The following is a 20,600-nucleotide window of genomic DNA, read 5'->3' as shown; positions in this document are numbered from 1 at the left end:
TCAGTAAAACGGGCTGTGGAAAATTACACAGCTCCATGGAGCGGACAGCCGGGTCGGCGCGACCCGACATGGTCGACACCACCACACCCCCGGGCAGCCGCGACGCCGGCCGGGGCCGCACACTTGACGGCATGGATGACGAGCTCGCGATCTCCGTCCGGGGACTGCGCAAGACGTACGGCGACAACGTCGCGGTGGCGGGCGTGGACCTGGACGTCCACCGCGGCGAGGTGTTCGCCCTGCTCGGCCCGAACGGCGCGGGCAAGACCACCACGGTGGAGACCCTGGAGGGCTACCGGCGGCGCGACTCCGGCGAGGTACGGGTGCTCGGCAGCGACCCGGCCAACCCGGACCCGCACTGGCGCTCGCGGGTCGGCATCGTGCTCCAGGGCACCGGCGAGTTCGACGAACTGACCGTCGCCGAGGTGGTCCGCCACTTCGCGGGCTTCTACGCCGACGCCGACGACGCGGACAAGGTCATCGACCGGGTCGGGCTGTCCGGCAAGGCGACCGCCCGTACGCACACCCTCTCCGGCGGGCAGAAGCGGCGGCTGGACGTGGCGCTCGGCATCGTCGGCCGCCCGGAACTGCTCTTCCTCGACGAGCCGACCACCGGCTTCGACCCGGAGGCGCGGCGCGAGTTCTGGGAGCTGATCCGCGACCTGGCGGCGGCGGGCACCACCATCGTGCTCACCACGCACTACCTGGACGAGGCCGAGGCGCTGGCCGACCGGGTCGGCGTGATCGCCGGCGGCCGGCTGGTCGAGGTGGCCCCGCCGAACCGGCTCGGCAACCGGCAGGAGGCGCTGGCCACGGTCTCCTGGCGTACCCCGGACGGGACGTCGCAGACGGCGCAGAGCGCGACGCCGACGGCCCTGGTGGCGGAGCTGGCCGCGCGCTTCGGCGGCGAGGTCCCCGGCCTGACGGTGACCCGGCCGACCCTGGAAGACGTCTACCTGAAGATGATCGGACAATCATGACGACCACCACGAAGCCGGCGGCCGGAACCGCCGCCGCCCCGGGTCGCCGCCTCGGCCCGGCGGCCCTCGCCCTGCGGCAGGGCCGGTTGGAGATCACGCAGTTCCTGCGCAGCCGGGAGTCCGTCGTCTTCACGCTGGGCTTCCCGATCATCATGATCCTGATCTTCGCGGCCATCTTCAGCGGGGAGATCGGCGGCGGGGTGAAGTTCACCCAGTACTTCATCACCGGCATGATCGCGACCGGCCTGATGACGGTGAGCTTCCAGAACCTCGGCATCTGGATCCCGATCGAACGGGACCGGGGGGTGCTCAAGCGCTACCGGGGCACCCCGATGCCGAAGTGGGTCTGGTTCGCCGGCAAGGTGATCATGGTGGTGGCGATCGGGGTCGCCGAGACCGTCCTGCTGCTGGCCGTCGCGGTGGCGCTGTTCGACCTGAACCTGCCCGACACCGCCGCGAAGTGGCTCACCTTCGGCTGGGTCTCCGCGCTCGGAATCACCGCCTGCACCCTCTGCGGCATCGCCATCTCGTCGCTGGCCCGCACCGCGCGCAGCGGGTCGGCCGTGGTCACCCCGGTGGCGCTGGTGCTCCAGTTCATCTCCGGGGTGTTCTTCGTCTTCACCGAGCTGCCGAACTGGATGCAGCAGGTGGCGGCGCTCTTCCCGCTCAAGTGGATGTGCCAGGGCCTGCGCGCGGTCTTCCTGCCGGAGAGCTTCGGCGCCCAGGAGCCCGGCGGCTCGTTCGAACTGGGCCGGGTGGCCCTGGTCCTCGCCGCCTGGTGCATCATCGGCCTGCTCCTCTGCCTGACCACCTTCCGCTGGACCACCCGGCGCGACGGCTGAGGCACGGGAAGGGGGCGGGCGCCCGGCGCCCGCCCCCTTCCCGCTTGCTCGGCTCAGTACGAGTAGAAGCCGGTGCCGGTCTTGCGGCCCAGGTCGCCGGCGGTGGCCATCCGCTGGAGCAGCTCCGGCGGGAAGAACTTCTCGTCCGCGGTGTCGGTGTAGATGTTCTTCGTGGCGTTCAGCAGCACGTCCACGCCGGTCAGGTCGACCGTGGCCAGCGGGCCCATGGCGTGGCCGAAGCCCAGCCGGCAGGCGGTGTCCAGATCCTCCGCCGAGATCACGCCGGACTCCACCAGCTTGACCGCCTCCATGGCGAGGGCGCAGATCAGCCGGGTGGTGACGAAGCCGGCGATGTCCCGGTTCACCACCACCACCGTCTTGCCGATCCCCTCGGCGAACGCCTTCGCCACCGTCAGGGTCTCGTCGCTGGTCTTGTAGCCGCGGACCAGCTCGCAGAGCTTCATCATCGGCACCGGCGAGAAGAAGTGCGTGCCGACGACCGACTCCGGCCGCTCGGTGGCCGTGGCGATCTGGGTGACCGGGATGGCCGAGGTGTTGGTGGCCAGGATCGCGTCGGACTTGCAGATCTTGTCCAGCGCGCGGAACACCTCGTGCTTGATCTCGATCTTCTCGAAGACCGCCTCGACGACGATGTCCGCGTCGGCGGCCGCCTCCAGCTCGGTGGTCGGGGTGATCCGGCCCAGGGTCGCCTCGACCTCGGAGGCGTCGATCTTGCCCTTCTCGGCGAACTTCTCCAGCGACTTCCGGATGCCGTCGACGCCCCGCCTGGTGGCCACGTCGTCCACGTCCCGCAGCGTCACCTGCCAGCCCGCCTGCGCCGCCACCTGGGCGATGCCCGAGCCCATCAGCCCGGCACCGACGACCGCGAGTCGACCCGCCATCTGCTTCTCCCTCGCCTGTTTGAGTGTCTGTCTGCACCCTAGTCGGCGAGCCTGAACGAGGACTAAGGCCCTCAGATCGTCGGGTCGGGAGCCTCCGGCGCGGTGCCCCGCTCCACCTCGACCCCGAGCGCCCGCAGGTCGGCGACGAAGTCCGGGTAGCCGCGGTCGACATGGTGCACGTGGGAGACCTCGGTGGTCCCGTCCGCGCAGAGCCCGGCGATGATCAGCCCGGCGCCGGCCCGGATGTCGGTGGCGCGGACCGGGGCGGCGGAGAGCCGGTCGCGGCCCCGGACCACGGCGTGGTGACCGTCGGTCTTGATGTCCGCGCCCAGCCGCATCATCTCGTTGGCGAACATGAACCGGCCGTCGAAGATGTTCTCGGTGATCAGGGAGGCGCCGTCGCTCACCGCGGCCAGGCCGATCGCCATCGGCAGCAGGTCGGTGGCGAAGCCCGGGTACGGCAGGGTGACCACGTCGACGGCGGCGGGCCGCTCGTCGGCGCGTACCCGGAAGGCGTCGCCGCGGGTCTCCACCAGCGCACCGGCCGAGACCAGCTTGTCCAGGGCGACCTCCAGATAGGCCGGGTCCACGCCGGTGACGGTGACGTCCCCCCGGGTCATCGCGGCGGCGAACGCCCAGGTCCCGCCGACGATCCGGTCCCCCACCGTGGCGTGCCGCACCGGGTGCAGCTCGGGCACCCCGACGATGCGCAGCGTCGAACCGCCGGCGCCGGAGATCCGCGCCCCCATCTGGTTCAGCATGGTGCAGATGTCGACGATCTCCGGCTCCCGGGCCGCGTTCTCGATCACCGTCACGCCGCGGGCGAGCACCGCCGCCATCACCAGGTTCTCCGTGGCGCCCACGCTCGGGAAGTCCAGCACGATCTCCGCGCCGTGCAGGCCGTGCGGGGCCGAGGCGATGACGAACCCGTGTTCGCCGGAGATGTCCGCGCCCATCCGGGTCAGCCCGGCGACGTGCATGTCCAGGCCCCGCGAGCCGATCGCGTCTCCGCCGGGGTGGGCCACCCGCACACAGCCCCGGCGGGCCAGCAGCGGGCCCAGTACGCAGATCGAGGCGCGCAGCCGGCGGACCAGGTCGTAGTCCGCCTCCACGCCGGGCTGCTCGGGCACGTCGATGACGACCGAGCGGGACCGGGCCACCCCGCCGACCGCCACCATCGGATCCACCGGGTCGTCGGCCTCGAACCGTACGCCGCAGCCCAGCCGGCGCAGCACCTCGCCCATGATCGCGATGTCGGTGATCCGTGGGACGTTGGTGATCACGCTGCGCCCCGGGGCCAGCAGCGCGGCGGCCATCAGCTTGAGCGCGGAGTTCTTCGCGCCGACCACGTGCACCGTGCCGGCCAGCCGGGCGTCACCGCGGACCCGGATGACGTCGACGTCGGTGACCGCCGGGTCACCGGCGTGGCCGGGGCCCACCCCGACGGGCCAACCGCCCGCCGGGTCCGGCCGCGCCGGGATCGTCAGGTCCGGGATACGTAGGCTGTGCGTCATGGCCGTCCACCTCACGCGCATCTACACCAAGGCCGGCGATGCCGGCATGACCAGGCTGAGCAACAACGAGCAGGTGCCGAAGACCGATCCACGGATCGCCGCGTACGCGGACGTCGACGAGTGCAACGCCGCGATCGGCGTGGCGCTCGCTCTGGGGCAGCTCGACGAGGAGCTGCGGGCGGTGCTGGGGTCGATCCAGAACGACATGTTCGACGTGGGGGCCGACCTGGCCACCCCGGTCGAGCCGGACCCGCAGTACCCGCCGCTGCGGGTGACCGAGGAGTACGTGGAGCGTCTGGAAGGCTGGTGCGACGAGTACAACGCGCGCCTGAGCAAGCTCGACTCCTTCATCCTCCCCGGCGGCACCGCGGGCGCGGCGCTGCTGCACGTGGCTCGGACGATCGCCCGGCGCGCCGAACGGGCGGCCTGGGCACTGGTCGCCCACGATCCGGATCGCACCAGCTCCCTTCCGGCAAAGTATCTCAACCGCCTCTCCGATCTGCTCTTCATCCTGTCAAGAAGCGCAAATCCGGACGGGGATGTGCTATGGGTGCCGGGCGGTAACCGCTGAGCGTCGGCGCGCTGCACCACGTCGAGGTCGGGGTGCCGGACCGCGACGCGGCCTCGCGCCACGGCCCCGGCGTACGGCTGGGTGCTGCTCCTCCCGGAGCGGCACCCGCACGCCGGCGGGTGCCCGGCACCTACGCCGGCCACCTGGCCGACGGGCAGGGGTACGAGGTCGGGCTGGTCGCCGTCACCGGGACCCGGTGACGCGCGAGGTGAGAGGCGTCCGAGCCGGCGCGTCGACGGGTGCGCGGGTCAGGCCGCGGGCCAGTCCTGGGACGCCAGACGCGGCGAGGCCGCCCCGGGCGGGGCGGCCTCGAGCCACGAGAGGAAACCGGTGACGGTGGAGCGCGCCATGGCGATCTCGACCGGTGCGTGCTGACTGGTACAGCGCAGGATCACCCAGTCGGCGGGCATGGAGAGGCGTTCCTGGCCCTCGGGCAGGCGCCGCCGCTCCACGACCAGCTCCTTGCGGGAGAGCACCCGCTTGGGCCGCAGGGCGAAGCTGAACATCCGGTACCACCGGAGTTCGTCGCCGGCGAACCGGCCGAAGCCGGGCGACCAGCCCCGGCCGTCGAGCATCGTGCTGACCCGGACGCTGAGCCGGATGATGCCACCGCTGCGGGTAACCAGGGCCCGCCGGATGAAGAGGATCAGCACGGCGGCGAGCACTACCGCTACGCCGATTCCGATCCCTTCCAAGATCTCCATCGGCGGGTCGGCTCAGCGCGCGGGGGCCGCGGGGGTGGCGCTCTCGGCGAGCACCGTGACGCCCTCACCGGTCACCGAGAGGAAACCACCGGCGACGTCGTAGGCGACCTGCTGCCCACCGGCCTGCTTGATCCGGACCTGGCTGGGCTCCGCCAGCTGACCGAGCAACGGCGCGTGCCCCGGCAGCACGCCGAGCTCACCCTCGGTCGTCCGGGCGACGACCATCTCGGCCTCGCCCGACCAGACCTTCTCCTCGACGGCTACGAGCTCGACGTGAAGCTGCTGTGCCACGCTGTCTCCTTGCTGCGGCGGCGGATTGTCGAAAGTCTAGTCCCGCCCGGGTGGGCGCCCCAACGCGGGTGGCGAGACCTGCGCCACCCGCGTCGCCGACACGCCGGCCGGGACCCACGACACGCCGCACCGGGCCGGCCGCAGGGCCGGCCCGGTGCGCGCGCCGGTCACTTGTTCTTGTTACGGAACTCCGGGTGCTCCAGGATGAACGCGTCGAGTTGCTCGTTCTTCAGGGCGGTGAAGAAGTCGTTCACGGCCGGCAGGAACCGCTCGCCGCGGTACGCCGATCCGGTGCCGACGCCCTCGCCCGGCAGCTTGATCAGCTCCACGTTCTCCGGCCGGATGCCCTTGAGCGCGATGGCGAAGTCGACCACGCTGTTGCCCCGGCCGTTGAAGGTCAGGGACTGGCCGGCGGCCCGGATCACCCGGTCCAGCTTGAGCGGGTTGGTCACCACGTCGGCGCTGAACGCCTGGCTGACCATCGCCTTGATGAACTGCTGCTGGTGCCGCTGGCGGCCGTAGTCGCCGTCCGGGACGCCGTTCTTGGGGTAGCGCTGCCGGACGTAGTCCAGCGCCTGCCAGCCGCTGAGGTGCTGCCGGCCCTTCTTGTACTCCGCCTGCGGCCCGATGTAGCCCTGGCCGTACGGGTTGCCCTTGCGGTGCGTGCCGTTCGGCTCGCGGTGCTCGGACTTCACGTCCCGCTCGATGTACATGTCGACGCCGCCCATCGCGTCGACGATCTTCTGGAAGCCGGTGAAGTTGATGATCGCGCCGGCGTCGAACCGCTCGATCCCGGTCACCTTCTGCACCGTCTTGGCGAGCAGTTCGAAGCCCTGCGACGCGCTCGGATTCTGCCCCTGCACGATGCTGCCCTTCGACATGGCGCCGTTGAGCTTCCCGGTGCCGCCCGAGTAGCCGGCCTTGTCGAACCGGGGAATGTCGACGATCAGGTCGCGCGGCAGGGAGAACAGGTACGCCCGGTCCAATGAGTCCGGTACGTGCAGCACCATGATCGAGTCGGCCAGCGGCTGGTCTTCCGGCTTGCGCGGGTCGGTGCCCACCAGCAGGATGTTGAGCGGGCCCTTGATGTTGCTCTTGCGTTCCTGGGCGCCGGCCGCCTGGTCGCCGAAGAGGTCGGCCTTGCCCACCGCCCCCTCGTACCGGGTCAGCAGCGCCTCGTAGCCGACCAGCACCGCGCCGCTGAGCACCATGAGCACGGCGCCGAACACCGTGCAGGCCCGGGCCCACCGCGGCACACCCGACCAGACGGACGGCTTGCGCCCGCCCTTGCCGGTTTCACCCACCAGCATCTCCATTCGTCGTCACGCCCACGACAAGGAGACGGGCGTACGAAGGTGAAAAGTTGCATCGGATCGACACCCGTTCGCGAGCGTCGCGCCGAAACGGTACCGCGCGCCGCTGGGAATCGCGTACCCGGTGGCCGCGGTACGGACCCCGGGGTCGGAGACCGCCCGCCGCTGGGAACGGGAACGGCCGAAGGCCACCCCGGCGCGTGCCGGGGTGGCCTTCGTGGAATCTGCCGGAGGTCAGCCCTCCGCCATCAGCTCCTTCGCCTTGCGCTCCAGGTCCTCCAGACCACCGCACATGAAGAAGGCCTGCTCGGGGAAGTGGTCGTACTCCCCCTCGCTGATCTTCCGGAACGCGTCGATGGTCTCCGCGATCGGGACCGTCGAGCCCGGCACGCCGGTGAACTGCTCGGCGGCGTAGGTGTTCTGCGACAGGAAGCGCTCGATCCGCCGGGCCCGGGCCACGGTGATCTTGTCTTCCTCGGAGAGCTCCTCGATACCGAGGATGGCGATGATGTCCTGCAGGTCCTTGTAGCGCTGCAGGATCCGCTTCACCTCGGTGGCGACCTGGAAGTGCTCCTCGCCGACGAACTCCGGGGCGAGGATCCGCGACGAGGACGCCAGCGGGTCCACGGCCGGGTAGATGCCCTTGTCGGAGATCGACCGCTCCAGGTTGGTGGTCGCGTCGAGGTGGGCGAACGTGGTGGCCGGGGCGGGGTCGGTGTAGTCGTCCGCCGGCACGTAGATCGCCTGCATCGAGGTGATGGCCTGGCCCCGGACGGAGGTGATCCGCTCCTGGAGCTGGCCCATCTCGTCGGCCAGGGTCGGCTGGTAACCCACGGCGCTCGGCATGCGGCCGAGCAGCGTGGAGACCTCCGAACCGGCCTGGGTGAAGCGGAAGATGTTGTCGATGAAGAGCAGCACCTCCTGCTTCTTCACGTCCCGGAAGTACTCCGCCATGGTCAGCGCGGAGAGCGCCACCCGCAGCCGGGTGCCCGGCGGCTCGTCCATCTGGCCGTAGACCAGCGCGGTCTTGTCGATGACACCGGACTCGGTCATCTCGGCGATGAGGTCGTTGCCCTCACGGGTGCGCTCACCCACGCCGGCGAAGACCGACGTACCGCCGAAGTTCCGGGCGACACGGGTGATCATCTCCTGGATGAGCACCGTCTTGCCCACGCCGGCACCGCCGAACAGGCCGATCTTGCCGCCCTTGACGTACGGGGCGAGCAGGTCGATGACCTTGATGCCGGTCTCCAGCATCTCGGTCTTCGGCTCCAGGTCCGCGAAGGCCGGGGCCTTGCGGTGGATCTGCCAGTGGTCGTCCGGGGTGAGCGTCTCGCCCTCGGTGAGGTTGAGGACCTCGCCGATCGCGTTGAACACGTGACCCTTGACCGCGTCGCCCACCGGAACGGTGATCCCGGAGCCGGTGTCGTGCACCTCCGAGCCGCGAACCAGACCGTCGGTCGGCTGCATCGAGATGGCGCGGATCATGTTGTCACCCAGGTGCTGGGCGACCTCCAAGGTCAGCTTCTTCTCACCGCCGGACAGGGTCACGTTCACGTGCAGCGCATTGAACAGAGGCGGCATGGCGTCGCGCGGGAACTCGGCGTCGACGACCGGGCCGATGACCCGGACCACGCGACCCGTGGCCGTCTTGGTCTCTACTGGGGCAGTCATCACACTTCACTTCCCGACGCGGCCAGCGCGTTAGCGCCGCCGACGATCTCGCTGATCTCCTGGGTGATCCCGGCCTGGCGGGCCGAATTCATCTCGCGCGTGTACTTCTCGATCATCTCTTCGGCGTTGTCGGTGGCGCTCTTCATCGCCCGCCGCCGGGACGCCGACTCGCTCGCCGCCGACTCGATCAACGCCGCGTAGATCCGCGTGTTGATGTACTTCGGCAGCAGCGCGTCGAGCAGCGCCTCCGCCTCCGGCTCGAACTCGTACGCCGGCAGCAGCCCCTCGGACTTCGGCCGATCCTCGACCTGCATCGGGCCGATGATCTTCGCGACCGGCGTCTGGGTCATCAGGGAGTGGAACTCGGTGTAGACGATGTGCAACTCGTCGATCCCGAGCACCCCGTCCGCCCCGGCCTGACCGTCCGCGTCGTCCGCGCCGGCCGAGAACGCCTTGATCAGCGTCTCGCCCACCTCGCGGGCGTCGGCGAAGGACGGCTGCTCCGAGAAGCCCGTCCAGTTCGCCGCCATCTGCCGGTCACGGAACCGGTAGAACCCGACGCCCTTGCGGCCGATGACGTAGAGCACCGGGTCCTTGCCGTCGGCCTTGAGCCGGGCGATCAGCGACTCCGCCTGCCTGATCGCGTTGGAGCTGTAACCACCGGCCAGGCCGCGGTCGCTGGTGACCAGCAGCACGCCCGCCCGCCGCACCCGCTCACGCGGGGTGAGCAGCGGGTGGTCGATCCGCGCGTTGGACGCCAGCGCCGTGAGCACGCCGGTGATGGCCTGGGCGTACGGCAGGGACGCCTCCACCCGGGCCTGGGCCTTGGCGATCCGGCTCGTCGCCACGAGCTCCATCGCCTTGGTGATCTTCTTCATCGACTTCGCCGAGCGGATCCGTTGACGAAGAACGCGTACCTGGGCCGCCATGGGATCAGCTCTCGGCCGGGCGGTCGGTCTGGCCGTCGCGGAAGCGGGTCACCGTCTCGCGGTTCTCCTCACCCTCGAGCGGCGCGGCCGGGGCCTCGTTGATCCGGCGCTCGTCCTCCTTGCCCAGGAAGACCTGCTTGAACTCGGTGATGGCCGAGTCCAGCGAGGCGATGATGTCGTCGTTCCACTGGTGGTCGGCGATGCCGGCCAGCACACCCTCGTGCTTGTGCCGCAGGTACTGGAGGAACTCGGCCTCGAAACGACGGACCTCGCCGACCGGGATGTCGTCCAGCTTGCCCTCGACGCCGGCCCAGACCGAGACGACCTGCTCCTGCACCGGGTACGGCGAGTAGTTCGGCTGCTTGAGCAGCTCGACCAGGCGGGAACCGCGGTTGAGCTGGTTCTGCGAGGCCCGGTCCAGGTCGGAGGCGAAGGCGGCGAACGCCTCCAGCTCGCGGTACTGGGCCAGGTTGAGCCGCAGCGAGCCGGCGACCTTCTTCATCGGCTTCACCTGCGCGGCGCCACCGACCCGGGAGACCGAGGTACCGACGTTGATCGCCGGCCGGACGCCCTGGTTGAACAGGTCGGTCTCCAGGAAGATCTGGCCGTCGGTGATCGAGATGACGTTGGTCGGGATGAAGGCCGAGATGTCGTTGGCCTTCGTCTCGATGATCGGCAGACCGGTCATCGAGCCGCCACCCAGCTCGTCGGAGAGCTTCGCGCAGCGCTCCAGCAGACGCGAGTGCAGGTAGAAGACGTCACCCGGGTAGGCCTCGCGGCCCGGCGGGCGGCGCAGCAGCAGCGACACGGCCCGGTACGCCTCGGCCTGCTTGCTCAGGTCGTCGAAGACGATCAGGACGTGCTTGCCGCCGTACATCCAGTGCTGCCCGATGGACGAGCCGGTGTACGGGGCGAGGTACTTGAAGCCGGCCGGGTCGGAGGCCGGGGAGGCGACGATGGTGGTGTACTCCATCGCGCCCGCCTCCTCCAGGATGCCCTTGATGCCGGCGATCGTGGAGGCCTTCTGGCCGATGGCGACGTAGATGCAGCGGACCTGCTTCTTCGGGTCGCCGGTGCGCCAGTTGTCCCGCTGGTTGAGGATGGTGTCCAGGGCGACCGTGGTCTTACCGGTCTTCCGGTCACCGATGATCAGCTGACGCTGGCCCCGACCGACCGGGGTCATGGCGTCGATCGCCTTGATACCGGTCTGCAGCGGCTCGTCGACGGACTGCCGGGACATCACGTTCGGGGCCTGGAGCTCCAGCTCGCGGAAGCCCTCGTTGGCGATGTCACCGAGCCCGTCGATCGGCTGGCCGAGCGCGTCGACCACGCGGCCGAGGAAGGCGTCGCCGACCGGCACGGAGAGCACCCGGCCGGTGCGCTTGACGCGCTGCCCCTCCTCCAGCTTGGCGGAGTCACCGAGAACGACGACACCGATCTCCCGGACGTCGAGGTTCAGCGCCACGCCGAGCGTGCCGTCCTCGAACTCCAGGAGCTCGTTGGTCATGGTCGAGGGCAGGCCCTCGACGTGGGCGATGCCGTCGCCGGTGTCGGCGACGGTGCCGACCTCCTCGCGGGAGACGTCGGACGAGTAGGAGGAGACGTAGCGCTCCAGGGCGCCGCGGATCTCCTCCGTCGAGATGGTCAGCTCGGCCATCCTCTGCTTCCTTAAGTATCAGGGTCCCGGGATACCTAGTACCGACCGGTCCGAATGGCGTCGATCAGGGGCTGCGAGGACGCTGGTCAGCGCTTCGCGAGCGCGTTGCGGGTCTCGTTGAGGCGGCGCAGGACGGTGCCGTCGTACAGGTCGGAGCCGACCTGGACGCTCACCCCACCGAGCACCTCCGGGTTGACCGTCTGCTTGACGGAAACCTCTCGACCGTACATCGCGGAGAGGCGCGCACCCAGGCGTCGCTCCTCCTCGTCACTCAGGGGGGCCGCGACAGTGACGTACGCCACCTGACGGTCCCGCCGTTCGGCGGCCAGTTCGACCAGCCGGGAGAGCGATCCGGTGAAGGAGCGCCCGCCGAGACCGGAGAGCGCCACCTCGATGAGCCGGACGGTGGCCAGCCGGGCCTTGCCGGCCAGCAGCTCGCCGACCAGGACGCCCCGCTTGTCCACCGGGACCGCCGGGTTCGACAGCACCGCGGAGAGTTCGGGCTGGCCGGCGACGACCTGCCCGAAACGGAACAGCTCGTCCTCGACCTCGCCCAGGTCACCCGCGGCGTCGGCGCTGGCCAGCACGGCCTCCACGCCGAGCCGCTCGGCGCCGTCGAGCAACTGCGACGGCGCCGACCAGCGGTTGGAGACCAGCGTGGCGAGCAGGTCGAGCGCCCCCTCGCCGATCTTGCCCCGCAGCATCTCGCCGAGCAGACCGGCGCGGTCCGCCGCGGACCGGGCGGGGTCCGAGAGCGCCCGCCGCAGCCGGGGCTCCCGCCGGAGCAGGCCGGCGACGGCGAGCAGGTCGTTCGCGGTGTGGGCCACCGCGACCGGGTCGGCACTGCGCGCGTACGCGTCGAGGTGCTCGGCCGCGACCTTGTACGACTCCCGGCTGGCGGCCTGCATCAGCGGGCCCCCGCGCTCTCGAGACCGCTCAGGAACCGGTCGACCGTGCCCTTGCGACGAGCCTCGTCGGCGAGGGACTCACCGACGATCTTGCTGGCCAGGTCCACCGCGATCGTGCCGACCTCGGTGCGCAGCTCGCGCACGATGGTGGCCCGCTCGGCGGCGAGCTGCTCCTTGCCGGCCGCGATGATCCGGTCGGACTCCTCCCGCGCCTTGGCGAGGACGTCCTGGCGGATGCCCTCGGCGTCGGCCCGGGCGTCGTCCCGGATCTTGGCGGCGTCGGTGCGCGCCTCGGCGAGCTGCGCGCGGTACTGCTCGAGCAGCTGGTTCGCCTCGGCCTGGGCGGCCTCGGCGCGCTTGATGCCGCCCTCGATCGCGTCGACCCGGGCCTGGAACGTCTGCTCCATGCGGGGGAAGACGAACTTCATCAGCACGATGCAGAGCAGGATGAAGGCGACGCCACCAACCACGATCTCCTGCCAGATCGGCACGATCGGGTTGTGCTCACCACCCGCGGCGGAGAAGAACATGGATGACCTCCCGGTCGAAGGGGGGCGGAATTACTGAATCGGGCCCTGCCAGATGAAGCCGAACGCGATGCCCAGCAGTGCGAGCGCCTCGATGACGGCGAAGCCGATCCAGACGTACGGCAGGGTCAGCCGGGACGACTCCGGCTGGCGGGCCGTCGACTGGATGTAGGCGGCGAAGACCAGGCCGACACCGATGCCCGGGCCGATGGCCGCGAGACCGTAGCCGATGGCGGCGGTGCTGCCCTCTACCGCGGCGTAGATGTCCATTAGTGGGTTCCTCCTGGTTATCACGCGTGACGGTCACGCGGGACGACAACTGTTGGTGCCAAGTTGGATCAGGACTCGCTCGCGAGCGCCTGCCCGGTGGATCAGTGCTCGTCGGCGAGCGCGCCCTGCACGTAGCTGGCGGTCAGCACCGTGAAGACGTAGGCCTGCAGGACGATCACCAGGAACTCGAGGAAGGTGAGCGCGACAGTCATCGCCCAGGACAGCACCGAGACCGGCGCCAGCCAGGTGCTGACGTTGAGCATCGCGAAGCCGCCGAGCGTGAAGACCAGCAGGAGCATGTGGCCGGCGAACATGTTCGCGAAGAGACGGACGGCCAGCGAGAACGGCCGGACGAGGAAGGTCGAGAAGAACTCGATCGGGATCAGCAGCGGCAGGATGTACCAGGGCGCCGGCGGGATGAGCGAATTCTTGATGAACTTGCCGGCGCCGTGGTGCTTGATGCCGGCGTAGATGAACATCACGTAGCTGATCACGGCGAGGAAGGCCGGGAAGGCGATGTGCGAGTTCGGCGAGATCTGGAACAGCGGCACGATCGCGAAGAGGTTGGTCAGCAGGATGAAGCAGAACAGCGTGGTGAAGTACGGCGCGAACCGCACCCCCGCGTGTCCGATCATCTCGACCGCGATGTTGTTGCGCACAAAGCCGTAGATCGACTCGGCGAACCACTGCTTCTTCGTCGGGACCAGCTGCGGCTTCCGGTAGCTGGCCAGGAAGAAGATGATCAGGACACCGACGGCGATCCAGACCATGGCCGTGATCTTGGTGAACCAGTACGAGTCGGTCGCACCCCAGGGCAGGATGCTGGGCAGGTAGAAGTCCTCCACGCTGGGTGGGAATGCCGCCTGGCCCGCTGCCAGGACGTTCGCCTGTCCGAACACCGCGTCCCTTCCTAAGTAGGCGTGCCGAGCCGGCGGACGACCAGGATGATCCCCCCGGCCATGCCGAGCACGACGCCGATCCCGGTGGCGATACCGCCGGAGTCGAGCCACTGGTCGACCAGCCAGCCGATGAACCCCCAGAACACCATGCCCGTGATGAGGTATCCGAGCGCGGTCCAACCCTGGCCGGCACCGGACGGAACATCGCCTGAGCCGCCACCGGGTTGGGGGGTTTGGTCACCAGCCATGACGGGGCGAACGATATCAGTCGGGAAGACGAGGCTGTGCCTCACCCCCCGCACAACCGTCGTTGTGTGGGCGTATGGCGGGTGCAGTCGTCTGGGGGCACGCTACTCCCCTTCCGCCAGTCAGTGAACGACCGAACGTGGACAGTCGGGCGCGCCGTCCGAGTGTTGGGACGTCAGCTCGCCGGCCGGCGGGAATGCACCCTGGTCAGCCACCAGATGTGCACACCGGTCCAGACCGCCACGCCGGCCGCGATGCCGAGGCAGAGCGGGATCAGGCCGCCCCAGCCGGTCGAGGCCACCGCCACCATGACGACCCCGAGCAGGGTGAACTTGGCGGCGTACAGGCCGAGTCCGAAGGGGAGCACGAGCTGCGGGTTCACCGTGTCGGCCCAGGCCAGCACCAGGGTGGTGAGGGTGTAGCTGGCCGCCGTCACCGCCACCCCGGCCGCCGCGCCGAGCGCCGCGTCCGCACCACCGGTCACCCCACCGACCACCGCCGCGACCACCGCCAGCGCGGCCGAGGCGACCAGCAGCACGGGCAGGTGACGCAGCCGCCACCGCCGGTCCGCGGCGACCTCCGGCGCGCGCACCCCGGGCTCAGCCACGGGGGTACGCCGGGAAGGCGGCGACCAGCTCGGTGACCTCGGCGGCGATCCCGGCGAGGGTGTCGGCGCCCCCGGGTGCGGCGGGGTCGGTGCGGACGGCCCGGGCGATCAGGCCGGCCACCTGCCGCATCTCACCCTCCCGCATGCCCTGGGTGGTGACGCTCGGGGTGCCCACCCGGATGCCGGAGGCGACCATCGGCCGCTGCGGGTCGTACGGGATGGCGTTCTTGTTCAGGGTGATCGTCGCGGCGTCGCAGCGGGCCTCGGCCTCGGCGCCGGTCACCCCGGTCTCGCGCAGGTCGACCAGGGCCAGGTGGGTGTCGGTGCCGCCGGAGACCGGCCGCATCCCCTCTGCGGCCAGACCGGCGGCGAGCGCCCGCGCGTTCGCGATCACCTGCGCGGCGTACGTGCGGAACTCGGGCTGCGCGGCCTCGCGCAGCGCGACCGCCTTGGCCGCGACGGCGTGCATCAGCGGGCCGCCCTGGGTGAACGGGAAGACCGCCTTGTCGATCCGGGACGCCAGCGGCTCCCGGCAGAGGATCATGCCGCCACGCGGGCCGCGCAGCACCTTGTGGGTGGTGAAGCAGACCACGTCGGCGTACGGCACCGGGGACGGGATCGCCCCGCCGGCGACCAGGCCGATGAAGTGCGCGGCGTCCACCATCAGGTACGCGCCGACCTCGTCGGCGATCTCCCGGAACCGGGCGAAGTCGATCAGGCGGGGGTAGGCGGTGGCCCCGCAGATGATCATCTTGGGTCGGTGCGCGAGGGCGAGCTCGCGGACCTCGTCGTAGTCGATCAGCTCGGTGTCCGGCCGCACCGTGTAGCCCACGGTGTGGAACCACTTGCCGGAGAAGTTCACCCGGCTGCCGTGGGTCAGGTGCCCGCCGTGCGGCAGGTCCATCGCCAGCACCGTGTCCCCCGGCTGCACCAGGGCGGCGTACGCGGCCAGGTTGGCGCTGGCCCCGGAGTGCGGCTGGAGGTTGGCGTGCTCGGCGCCGAAGAGCTCCTTCGCCCGGGCGATGCCGATCTCCTCGGCCCGGTCCACCTCGGCGCAGCCGCCGTAGTAGCGCCGCCCCGGGTAGCCCTCGGCGTACTTGTTGGTCAGCGTCGAGCCGAGCGCCGCGAGCACCGCCGGGGAGGTCAGGTTCTCGCTGGCGATCAGCTGAAGGCCGCCGCGCAGCCGGTCCAGCTCGCCGAGCACCACCCCGGCGATCTCCGGGTCGACGGCGCTGAGCTGCTGGAAGTCCGGCCCCCAGAAGGCGGTGTCCCGGTTCGGCGCCGGCCGCGGCGCTGCTGATGTCACAGGGCCGAGTCTAGAGGTCGGCCGTCCCGCCGACGCGACGCCCGTTCGTCGCGGCACCGGCGGCGCGGCGGCGCGGCGGCGCATCGCAACAACATCGACACAAGTTTCTGTGAACGCGCTCTCTCCCCCCTTTGAACTCCCCCACCTGCATCGACGTGCGAAGAACGCATTCCTGAAATATTTCAAAAGTTAACGGCTGGAAATCAGGGGCAGCGAGCCCGGTAAACGCTCCGTTAGCTTGTTTTCCATCCACCCACCGCAACGGGGAAGGAACACAATGAGGCCATCCGGCACACGCAGGAAAATCACCAGGGCCCTCACCGCCGTCGCTTTCACGGGCGCCGCCCTGCTCGGCACGGCAGTCGTCTCGAGTCCGGCCCACGCCGACTGGGACAAGGTCACCTGCAACATCAACCCGGTAACCGGCATCAAGCTGACCAAGAAGTGCCGGGCAATTCCGGCGCACCGCTCGCAGCACTGGGTCTGGATCGACGTCAAGCAGGTCGCACGCTTCACCGAGTGGTGGGTGACCGACCTCGACACCGGCGTCGTGGTCGGCCACGGCACCGGCAGCAAGCGCGACCACAAGATTCCCGGTCTCTACGGTGAGCGCTACCAGTTGAAGGTGTACGGCTACGGCACAAATGCCACGGCCGCCAACTACCTCTGATTTCACCGCAACCATTTCCACAAGGCAATTTCGGGGGCGGCACCACATTGTGGTGCCGCCCCCGGCGCCATTGACCCCTAGCGGACGCGCCGCGGCGAATCACGGGACCGGGGTTGTGAACCCTCCGGCTGGGGCACGATGAGACGGTGAGATGCCTCGTCACCGGAGCCACGGGTTACATCGGCGGGCGGCTCGCGCCCCGACTGCTGGAGGAGGGGCACGAGGTGCGCTGCCTGGCCCGCAAGGCCGGTCGGCTGCGCGATGTGCCGTGGGCGGCCCGGGCCGACGTGGTCGAGGCCGACCTGCGCAAGCCGGAGACGCTGCCGCCGGCGTTCGACGGCGTCGACGTCGCGTACTTCCTCATGCACTCGCTCGGGCGGCCCGACTTCGAGGCCGCCGACCGGGAGGCTGCCACCAACTTCGCCGCGGCCGCCGCGTCGGCCGGCGTACGCCGGATCGTCTACCTGGGCGGCCCGCAGCCGCCGGAGGACGGCGGGGTTCCCTCGCCGCACCTGCGCTCACGCGCCGAGGTCGGGCGGATCCTGACGGCCAGCGGGGTGCCGACGGTGGTGCTCCGGGCTGCGGTGATCATCGGGTCCGGGTCGGCCTCGTTCGAGATGCTGCGCTACCTGACCGAGCGGCTGCCGGCCATGGTCACCCCACGCTGGGTCAGCAACCGGATCCAGCCGATCGCGATCCGCGACGTGCTGCGCTATCTGGCCGGCTGCGCCGCGCTGCCGCCCGAGGTGAACCGGGGCTTCGACATCGGTGGGCCGGACATCCTCACCTTCCGGGAGATGATGCAGCGCTACGCCGGGGTGGCCGGGCTGCGTCGGCGGGTCATCGTGCCGGTCCGGCCGCTGACCCCGTCGCTCTCCTCGCACTGGGTCGGGCTGATCACCCCGGTGCCGAACAAGATCGCCCGTCCGCTGGTGGAGAGCCTGATCCACGAGGCGGTCGCGCACGAGCACGACATCGCCCGCTGGATCCCCGACCCACCGGGCGGGCTCACCGGCTTCGACCAGGCCGTCGCGCTGGCGCTGGCCAAGGTCCGCAACGCCGAGGTGGAGACCCGCTGGTCCACCGCGAGCGGGCCGGACGCCCCGGCCGAACCGCTGCCCAGCGACCCGAAGTGGTCCGGGGGCACGGTCTACACCGACGTCCGGGAGCGGCTGGTCGACGCCCCGCCCGGCGCGCTCTGGCGGGTCATCGAGGGAGTCGGCGGGGAGCACGGCTGGTACTCCTTCCCGCTCGCCTGGTCGGTGCGGGGCTGGGTGGACCGGCTGGTCGGTGGGGTGGGGCTGCGCCGGGGGCGGCGCGACCCGCACCGCCTCCAGGTCGGCGAGGCGCTGGACTTCTGGCGGGTCGAGGAGATCGTCCCCGGTGAGCTGCTCCGGCTGCGCGCCGAGATGCGGCTGCCCGGCCGGGCCTGGCTGGAGATGCGCGCCGAGCCGGCGGAGGGCGGGGGCAGCCGCTACGTCCAACGCGCCGTCTTCCTCCCCCGCGGCCTCACCGGCCACCTCTACTGGGGCTCGGTCACCCCGTTCCACGCGGTGGTCTTCGGCGGCATGGCCCGCAACATCGCCCGCAACGCCGAACACCCCACCCCCGCCCACCACCTCCACCCCTGACCCCCGACCCCCCTGCGGGTGGGTCAGTTGCCGTTGCGGGGGGTGGTGGTGGGGTTCCAGGCGACGGCTTCGCTGGGTGGGACGAAGTCGCGGACCGGTTGGTCGCGCAGGGCGGTGGCGAGGACCCGGCCGATCGCGTCGACCATCCGGGGTTGCACGGTGGGGCCGACCGGATCCCGGGGGGCGTCCGGGTTCGCCGCGATCGAGGCGATCGCGAGCTGCGGGGTGAACGCCACCACCGTCGCGGTCTCGTTCCGCTCCGAAGTGCCGGTCTTGCCGGCCACCGGACGGCCCAGCATCGGCCGCAGGCGCTGCGCCGTGCCACCGTCGCAGCGGCCGTACATGGAGCGGTCGCCAACCGGGCAGCGGGCCGCGTCCGCCGCGGCCCGGGCCACGTCGGTGTCGACCACCTGCCGGCAGTCCGGCTGGCCGGCCGCCACCCGCTGCCCCGCGCTGTCGGTGATCGACAGGACCGGGACCGGCGCGCACCACGTCCCCTCGGCCGCCACCGTCGCGTACGCGTTGGCCAGGTCCAGCGGCGTGGTCGACGAGACCCCCAGGGTGAACGCGCCCCAGTTGCGCGCCCCGTACCTCGCCAGCCGGGCGTCGTCCTCGGCGCGGAACACGATGCCGAGTCGCTCGGCCATCTCCACCACCTGCTCCGCGCCGACCCGCTCGGTGAGCCAGGCGAAGTAGGTGTTCACCGAGCGGCCGAAGGCGTTCCACATCGTGCGCTGGCCGTTCATCCACGCCGGGGTGGCGTTGGCCGGGCACCAGCGCCCGTTACAGCTGGCTCCCCCGCTGGCGGCCGGGAACCGGGTGAGGATCTGGCTGGGCGCGACGAAGCCGGTGTCCAGCGGCAGCCCGGACTCCAGCGCGGCCAGCATGGCGAAGAGCTTGAACGTCGAGCCGGCCTGGTAGCCCTCGATGCCGTTGCCGCCGGCGACGAGCTGGTTGACGGTGTTGGGCTGGTTCCGCTGGCCGCGCGGGTTGTCGGCCACGCTGTAGTTGCGGTTCACCGCCATGGCCAGCACCCGCCCGGTGCCCGGCTGGACCACCGCCGTGGGCACGGCCCGGGGGTTGTTGACGTCGTAGATGCCGAGCACCTGCTGTACGGTGCTCCGCTGCACCGCCGGGTCCAGCGAGGAGACGATCCGGAAGCCGCCCCGGCGCAGGGTGTCCTGCCGCTCCGCCATCGTGGCGCCGAACGCCGGCTGGGCGCTCCACCACTGGGTGAACCAGTCGCAGAAGAAGCCCCAGTCGTTGTGCGCCTCGGGCACCGCCATGCAGTCGTTCGGGGTCCGGCTGGGCCGCAGCTCCAGCGGGGCGTTCCTGGCCCGGGCCGCCTCGGCGGGCGGGAGCTGCCGGAGTTCGACCAGCCGCTCCAGCACGTACGCGCGGCGGGTCAGCGCCGCATGGACGTCACCGTTGATCGGGTCGTCGGTGTCCGGTGAGCGGACCAGCCCGGCCAGCAGCGCGGCCTGGTCCAGCGTCAATCTGGCCGGCGAGGTGGAGAAGTAGCGCTTGCTCGCCGCGGCGATGCCGTACGCCCCGGCACCGAAGTACGCGATGTTGAGGTAGCGGGTGAGGATCTCGTCCTTGCTCAGCTCCCGCTCCAGCGCCAGGGCGTACCGGATCTCCTTGAGCTTGCGGGTGGTGGTGATCTCGGTGGCCTTCCGCCGCTGCTCCTGGGTGAGCCGGGGATCGTTGCGGAGCACGTTGCGGACGTACTGCATGGTCAGCGTGGAGGCGCCCTGCCGGGTCCGCCCGTCGCGCCGGTTGACCGTGAACGCGCGGAACGCGCCGCGGATGTCGACTCCGCTGTGCTCGTAGAACCGGGCGTCCTCGGCGGCCACGATCGCCTGCCGCATCACCGGCGCGACCTTCGCCAGCGGCACCTCCACCCGGTCCTCGGTGTAGAAGGAGGTGATCAGGGTGACGCCGTCGTTGGCGTACAGGTTGGAGCGCTGGGCGACCGGCGTGGTGCGCAGGTTGTTGGGCAGCTCCGCGTAGGGCGCGGCGAGCGCGCCGAAACCGATCCCGAACACCAGCGCGGCCGGTAGGGCCGCCGCCGCCAGCACCAGTCCGGCGAGCACGCCGGCGATCAACACGGTCAGCAGTTTGTCGAGATGGGCCCGGATCATCAGCTCTCCCCGCAG

General features: G+C 70.7%; 22 protein-coding genes. 6 read left to right on the top strand and 16 right to left on the bottom strand.

Annotated features, from left to right (window positions below):
• Window positions 1-131 precede the first annotated feature (131 nt).
• Both V6U79_RS12375 and V6U79_RS12370 read left to right on the top strand, forming a co-directional pair.
• Window positions 132-980 (top strand): ABC transporter ATP-binding protein, encoded by an 849-nt coding sequence (locus V6U79_RS12375; RefSeq protein ID WP_334614736.1) that lies wholly within the window; start codon window positions 132-134, stop codon window positions 978-980.
• Window positions 977-1,822 (top strand): ABC transporter permease, encoded by an 846-nt coding sequence (locus tag V6U79_RS12370; protein ID WP_334614735.1) that lies wholly within the window; start codon window positions 977-979, stop codon window positions 1,820-1,822. The genes V6U79_RS12375 and V6U79_RS12370 overlap by 4 nt, the downstream gene beginning before the upstream one ends.
• Window positions 1,823-1,875: 53 nt before the next feature.
• Here the strand turns inward: V6U79_RS12370 and V6U79_RS12365 are convergent, their stop codons facing one another.
• Window positions 1,876-2,724 carry a 3-hydroxyacyl-CoA dehydrogenase family protein gene (locus tag V6U79_RS12365; protein WP_334526447.1) on the bottom strand — a complete coding sequence of 283 codons (849 nt, stop codon included), beginning with the start codon at window positions 2,722-2,724 and terminating at the stop codon, window positions 1,876-1,878.
• Between the two features lie 71 nt (window positions 2,725-2,795).
• The gene (murA, locus tag V6U79_RS12360; RefSeq protein WP_334614734.1) at window positions 2,796-4,238 is read right to left on the bottom strand and encodes a UDP-N-acetylglucosamine 1-carboxyvinyltransferase; all 1,443 of its coding nucleotides are present in this window, start codon (window positions 4,236-4,238) and stop codon (window positions 2,796-2,798) included.
• Here murA and V6U79_RS12355 point away from each other — a divergent pair.
• A complete protein-coding gene (locus tag V6U79_RS12355; RefSeq protein WP_334526441.1) occupies window positions 4,237-4,809 on the top strand; it encodes a cob(I)yrinic acid a,c-diamide adenosyltransferase in 573 nt (190 codons plus the stop codon). The genes murA and V6U79_RS12355 overlap by 2 nt on opposite strands.
• 32 nt (window positions 4,810-4,841) lie before the next feature.
• Entirely contained in the window at window positions 4,842-5,009 is a 168-nt protein-coding gene (locus V6U79_RS12350) for a hypothetical protein (RefSeq protein ID WP_334614733.1), read from the top strand.
• Between the two features lie 48 nt (window positions 5,010-5,057).
• On the opposite strand, the gene V6U79_RS12345 is transcribed toward V6U79_RS12350, so the two are convergent.
• The 13 genes from V6U79_RS12345 to glyA form a co-directional block, all read right to left on the bottom strand.
• On the bottom strand, window positions 5,058-5,513 hold the full coding sequence (locus tag V6U79_RS12345) for a DUF2550 domain-containing protein (RefSeq protein ID WP_334526435.1): 456 nt from the start codon (window positions 5,511-5,513) through the stop codon (window positions 5,058-5,060).
• 12 nt (window positions 5,514-5,525) lie between these two features.
• Window positions 5,526-5,804 (bottom strand): F0F1 ATP synthase subunit epsilon, encoded by a 279-nt coding sequence (locus V6U79_RS12340; protein ID WP_334526432.1) that lies wholly within the window; start codon window positions 5,802-5,804, stop codon window positions 5,526-5,528.
• A 167-nt stretch (window positions 5,805-5,971) separates the two neighbouring features.
• The gene (locus V6U79_RS12335) at window positions 5,972-7,114 is read right to left on the bottom strand and encodes an LCP family protein (RefSeq protein ID WP_334526429.1); all 1,143 of its coding nucleotides are present in this window, start codon (window positions 7,112-7,114) and stop codon (window positions 5,972-5,974) included.
• A gap of 237 nt (window positions 7,115-7,351) precedes the next feature.
• Window positions 7,352-8,791: a F0F1 ATP synthase subunit beta gene (atpD, locus tag V6U79_RS12330; RefSeq protein WP_334526427.1), complete on the bottom strand. Its 1,440-nt coding sequence runs from the start codon at window positions 8,789-8,791 to the stop codon at window positions 7,352-7,354.
• Complete coding sequence (locus tag V6U79_RS12325; RefSeq protein ID WP_334526425.1) at window positions 8,791-9,720, bottom strand: F0F1 ATP synthase subunit gamma; 930 nt, start codon at window positions 9,718-9,720, stop codon at window positions 8,791-8,793. Before V6U79_RS12325 ends, atpD begins: the two co-directional genes overlap by 1 nt.
• Window positions 9,721-9,724: 4 nt before the next feature.
• Entirely contained in the window at window positions 9,725-11,377 is a 1,653-nt protein-coding gene (atpA, locus tag V6U79_RS12320) for a F0F1 ATP synthase subunit alpha (protein ID WP_334526423.1), read from the bottom strand.
• A gap of 86 nt (window positions 11,378-11,463) precedes the next feature.
• Window positions 11,464-12,285 carry a F0F1 ATP synthase subunit delta gene (locus tag V6U79_RS12315; protein WP_334526420.1) on the bottom strand — a complete coding sequence of 274 codons (822 nt, stop codon included), beginning with the start codon at window positions 12,283-12,285 and terminating at the stop codon, window positions 11,464-11,466.
• Complete coding sequence (locus tag V6U79_RS12310; protein ID WP_334526417.1) at window positions 12,285-12,815, bottom strand: F0F1 ATP synthase subunit B; 531 nt, start codon at window positions 12,813-12,815, stop codon at window positions 12,285-12,287. The genes V6U79_RS12315 and V6U79_RS12310 overlap by 1 nt, the downstream gene beginning before the upstream one ends.
• Before the next feature lie 30 nt (window positions 12,816-12,845).
• Complete coding sequence (locus V6U79_RS12305; protein ID WP_334526415.1) at window positions 12,846-13,082, bottom strand: ATP synthase subunit C-like protein; 237 nt, start codon at window positions 13,080-13,082, stop codon at window positions 12,846-12,848.
• A 101-nt stretch (window positions 13,083-13,183) separates the two neighbouring features.
• Entirely contained in the window at window positions 13,184-13,981 is a 798-nt protein-coding gene (gene atpB, locus V6U79_RS12300) for a F0F1 ATP synthase subunit A (RefSeq protein ID WP_334526413.1), read from the bottom strand.
• An 11-nt stretch (window positions 13,982-13,992) separates the two neighbouring features.
• The gene (locus tag V6U79_RS12295; protein WP_334526410.1) at window positions 13,993-14,229 is read right to left on the bottom strand and encodes an AtpZ/AtpI family protein; all 237 of its coding nucleotides are present in this window, start codon (window positions 14,227-14,229) and stop codon (window positions 13,993-13,995) included.
• Window positions 14,230-14,402: 173 nt separating this feature from the next.
• Window positions 14,403-14,834, bottom strand: coding sequence for a hypothetical protein (locus V6U79_RS12290; RefSeq protein ID WP_334614732.1), 432 nt, complete (start codon window positions 14,832-14,834; stop codon window positions 14,403-14,405).
• Window positions 14,827-16,140, bottom strand: coding sequence for a serine hydroxymethyltransferase (glyA, locus tag V6U79_RS12285; RefSeq protein WP_334614731.1), 1,314 nt, complete (start codon window positions 16,138-16,140; stop codon window positions 14,827-14,829). Before glyA ends, V6U79_RS12290 begins: the two co-directional genes overlap by 8 nt.
• Before the next feature lie 277 nt (window positions 16,141-16,417).
• Here glyA and V6U79_RS12280 point away from each other — a divergent pair, with 277 nt between their 5' ends.
• On the top strand, window positions 16,418-16,810 hold the full coding sequence (locus tag V6U79_RS12280) for a hypothetical protein (protein WP_334526402.1): 393 nt from the start codon (window positions 16,418-16,420) through the stop codon (window positions 16,808-16,810).
• Between the two features lie 146 nt (window positions 16,811-16,956).
• Window positions 16,957-18,441 carry an SDR family oxidoreductase gene (locus V6U79_RS12275; RefSeq protein WP_334614730.1) on the top strand — a complete coding sequence of 495 codons (1,485 nt, stop codon included), beginning with the start codon at window positions 16,957-16,959 and terminating at the stop codon, window positions 18,439-18,441.
• A gap of 23 nt (window positions 18,442-18,464) precedes the next feature.
• Here V6U79_RS12275 and V6U79_RS12270 read toward each other — a convergent pair whose 3' ends face one another.
• Window positions 18,465-20,585 (bottom strand): transglycosylase domain-containing protein, encoded by a 2,121-nt coding sequence (locus V6U79_RS12270; RefSeq protein WP_334526396.1) that lies wholly within the window; start codon window positions 20,583-20,585, stop codon window positions 18,465-18,467.
• Between the last annotated feature and the right edge of the window lie 15 nt (window positions 20,586-20,600).

Source organism: Micromonospora psammae (assembly GCF_036902725.1).
Taxonomy (GTDB): domain Bacteria; phylum Actinomycetota; class Actinomycetes; order Mycobacteriales; family Micromonosporaceae; genus Micromonospora.
This window is presented reverse-complemented; position numbering and strand designations above follow the sequence as displayed.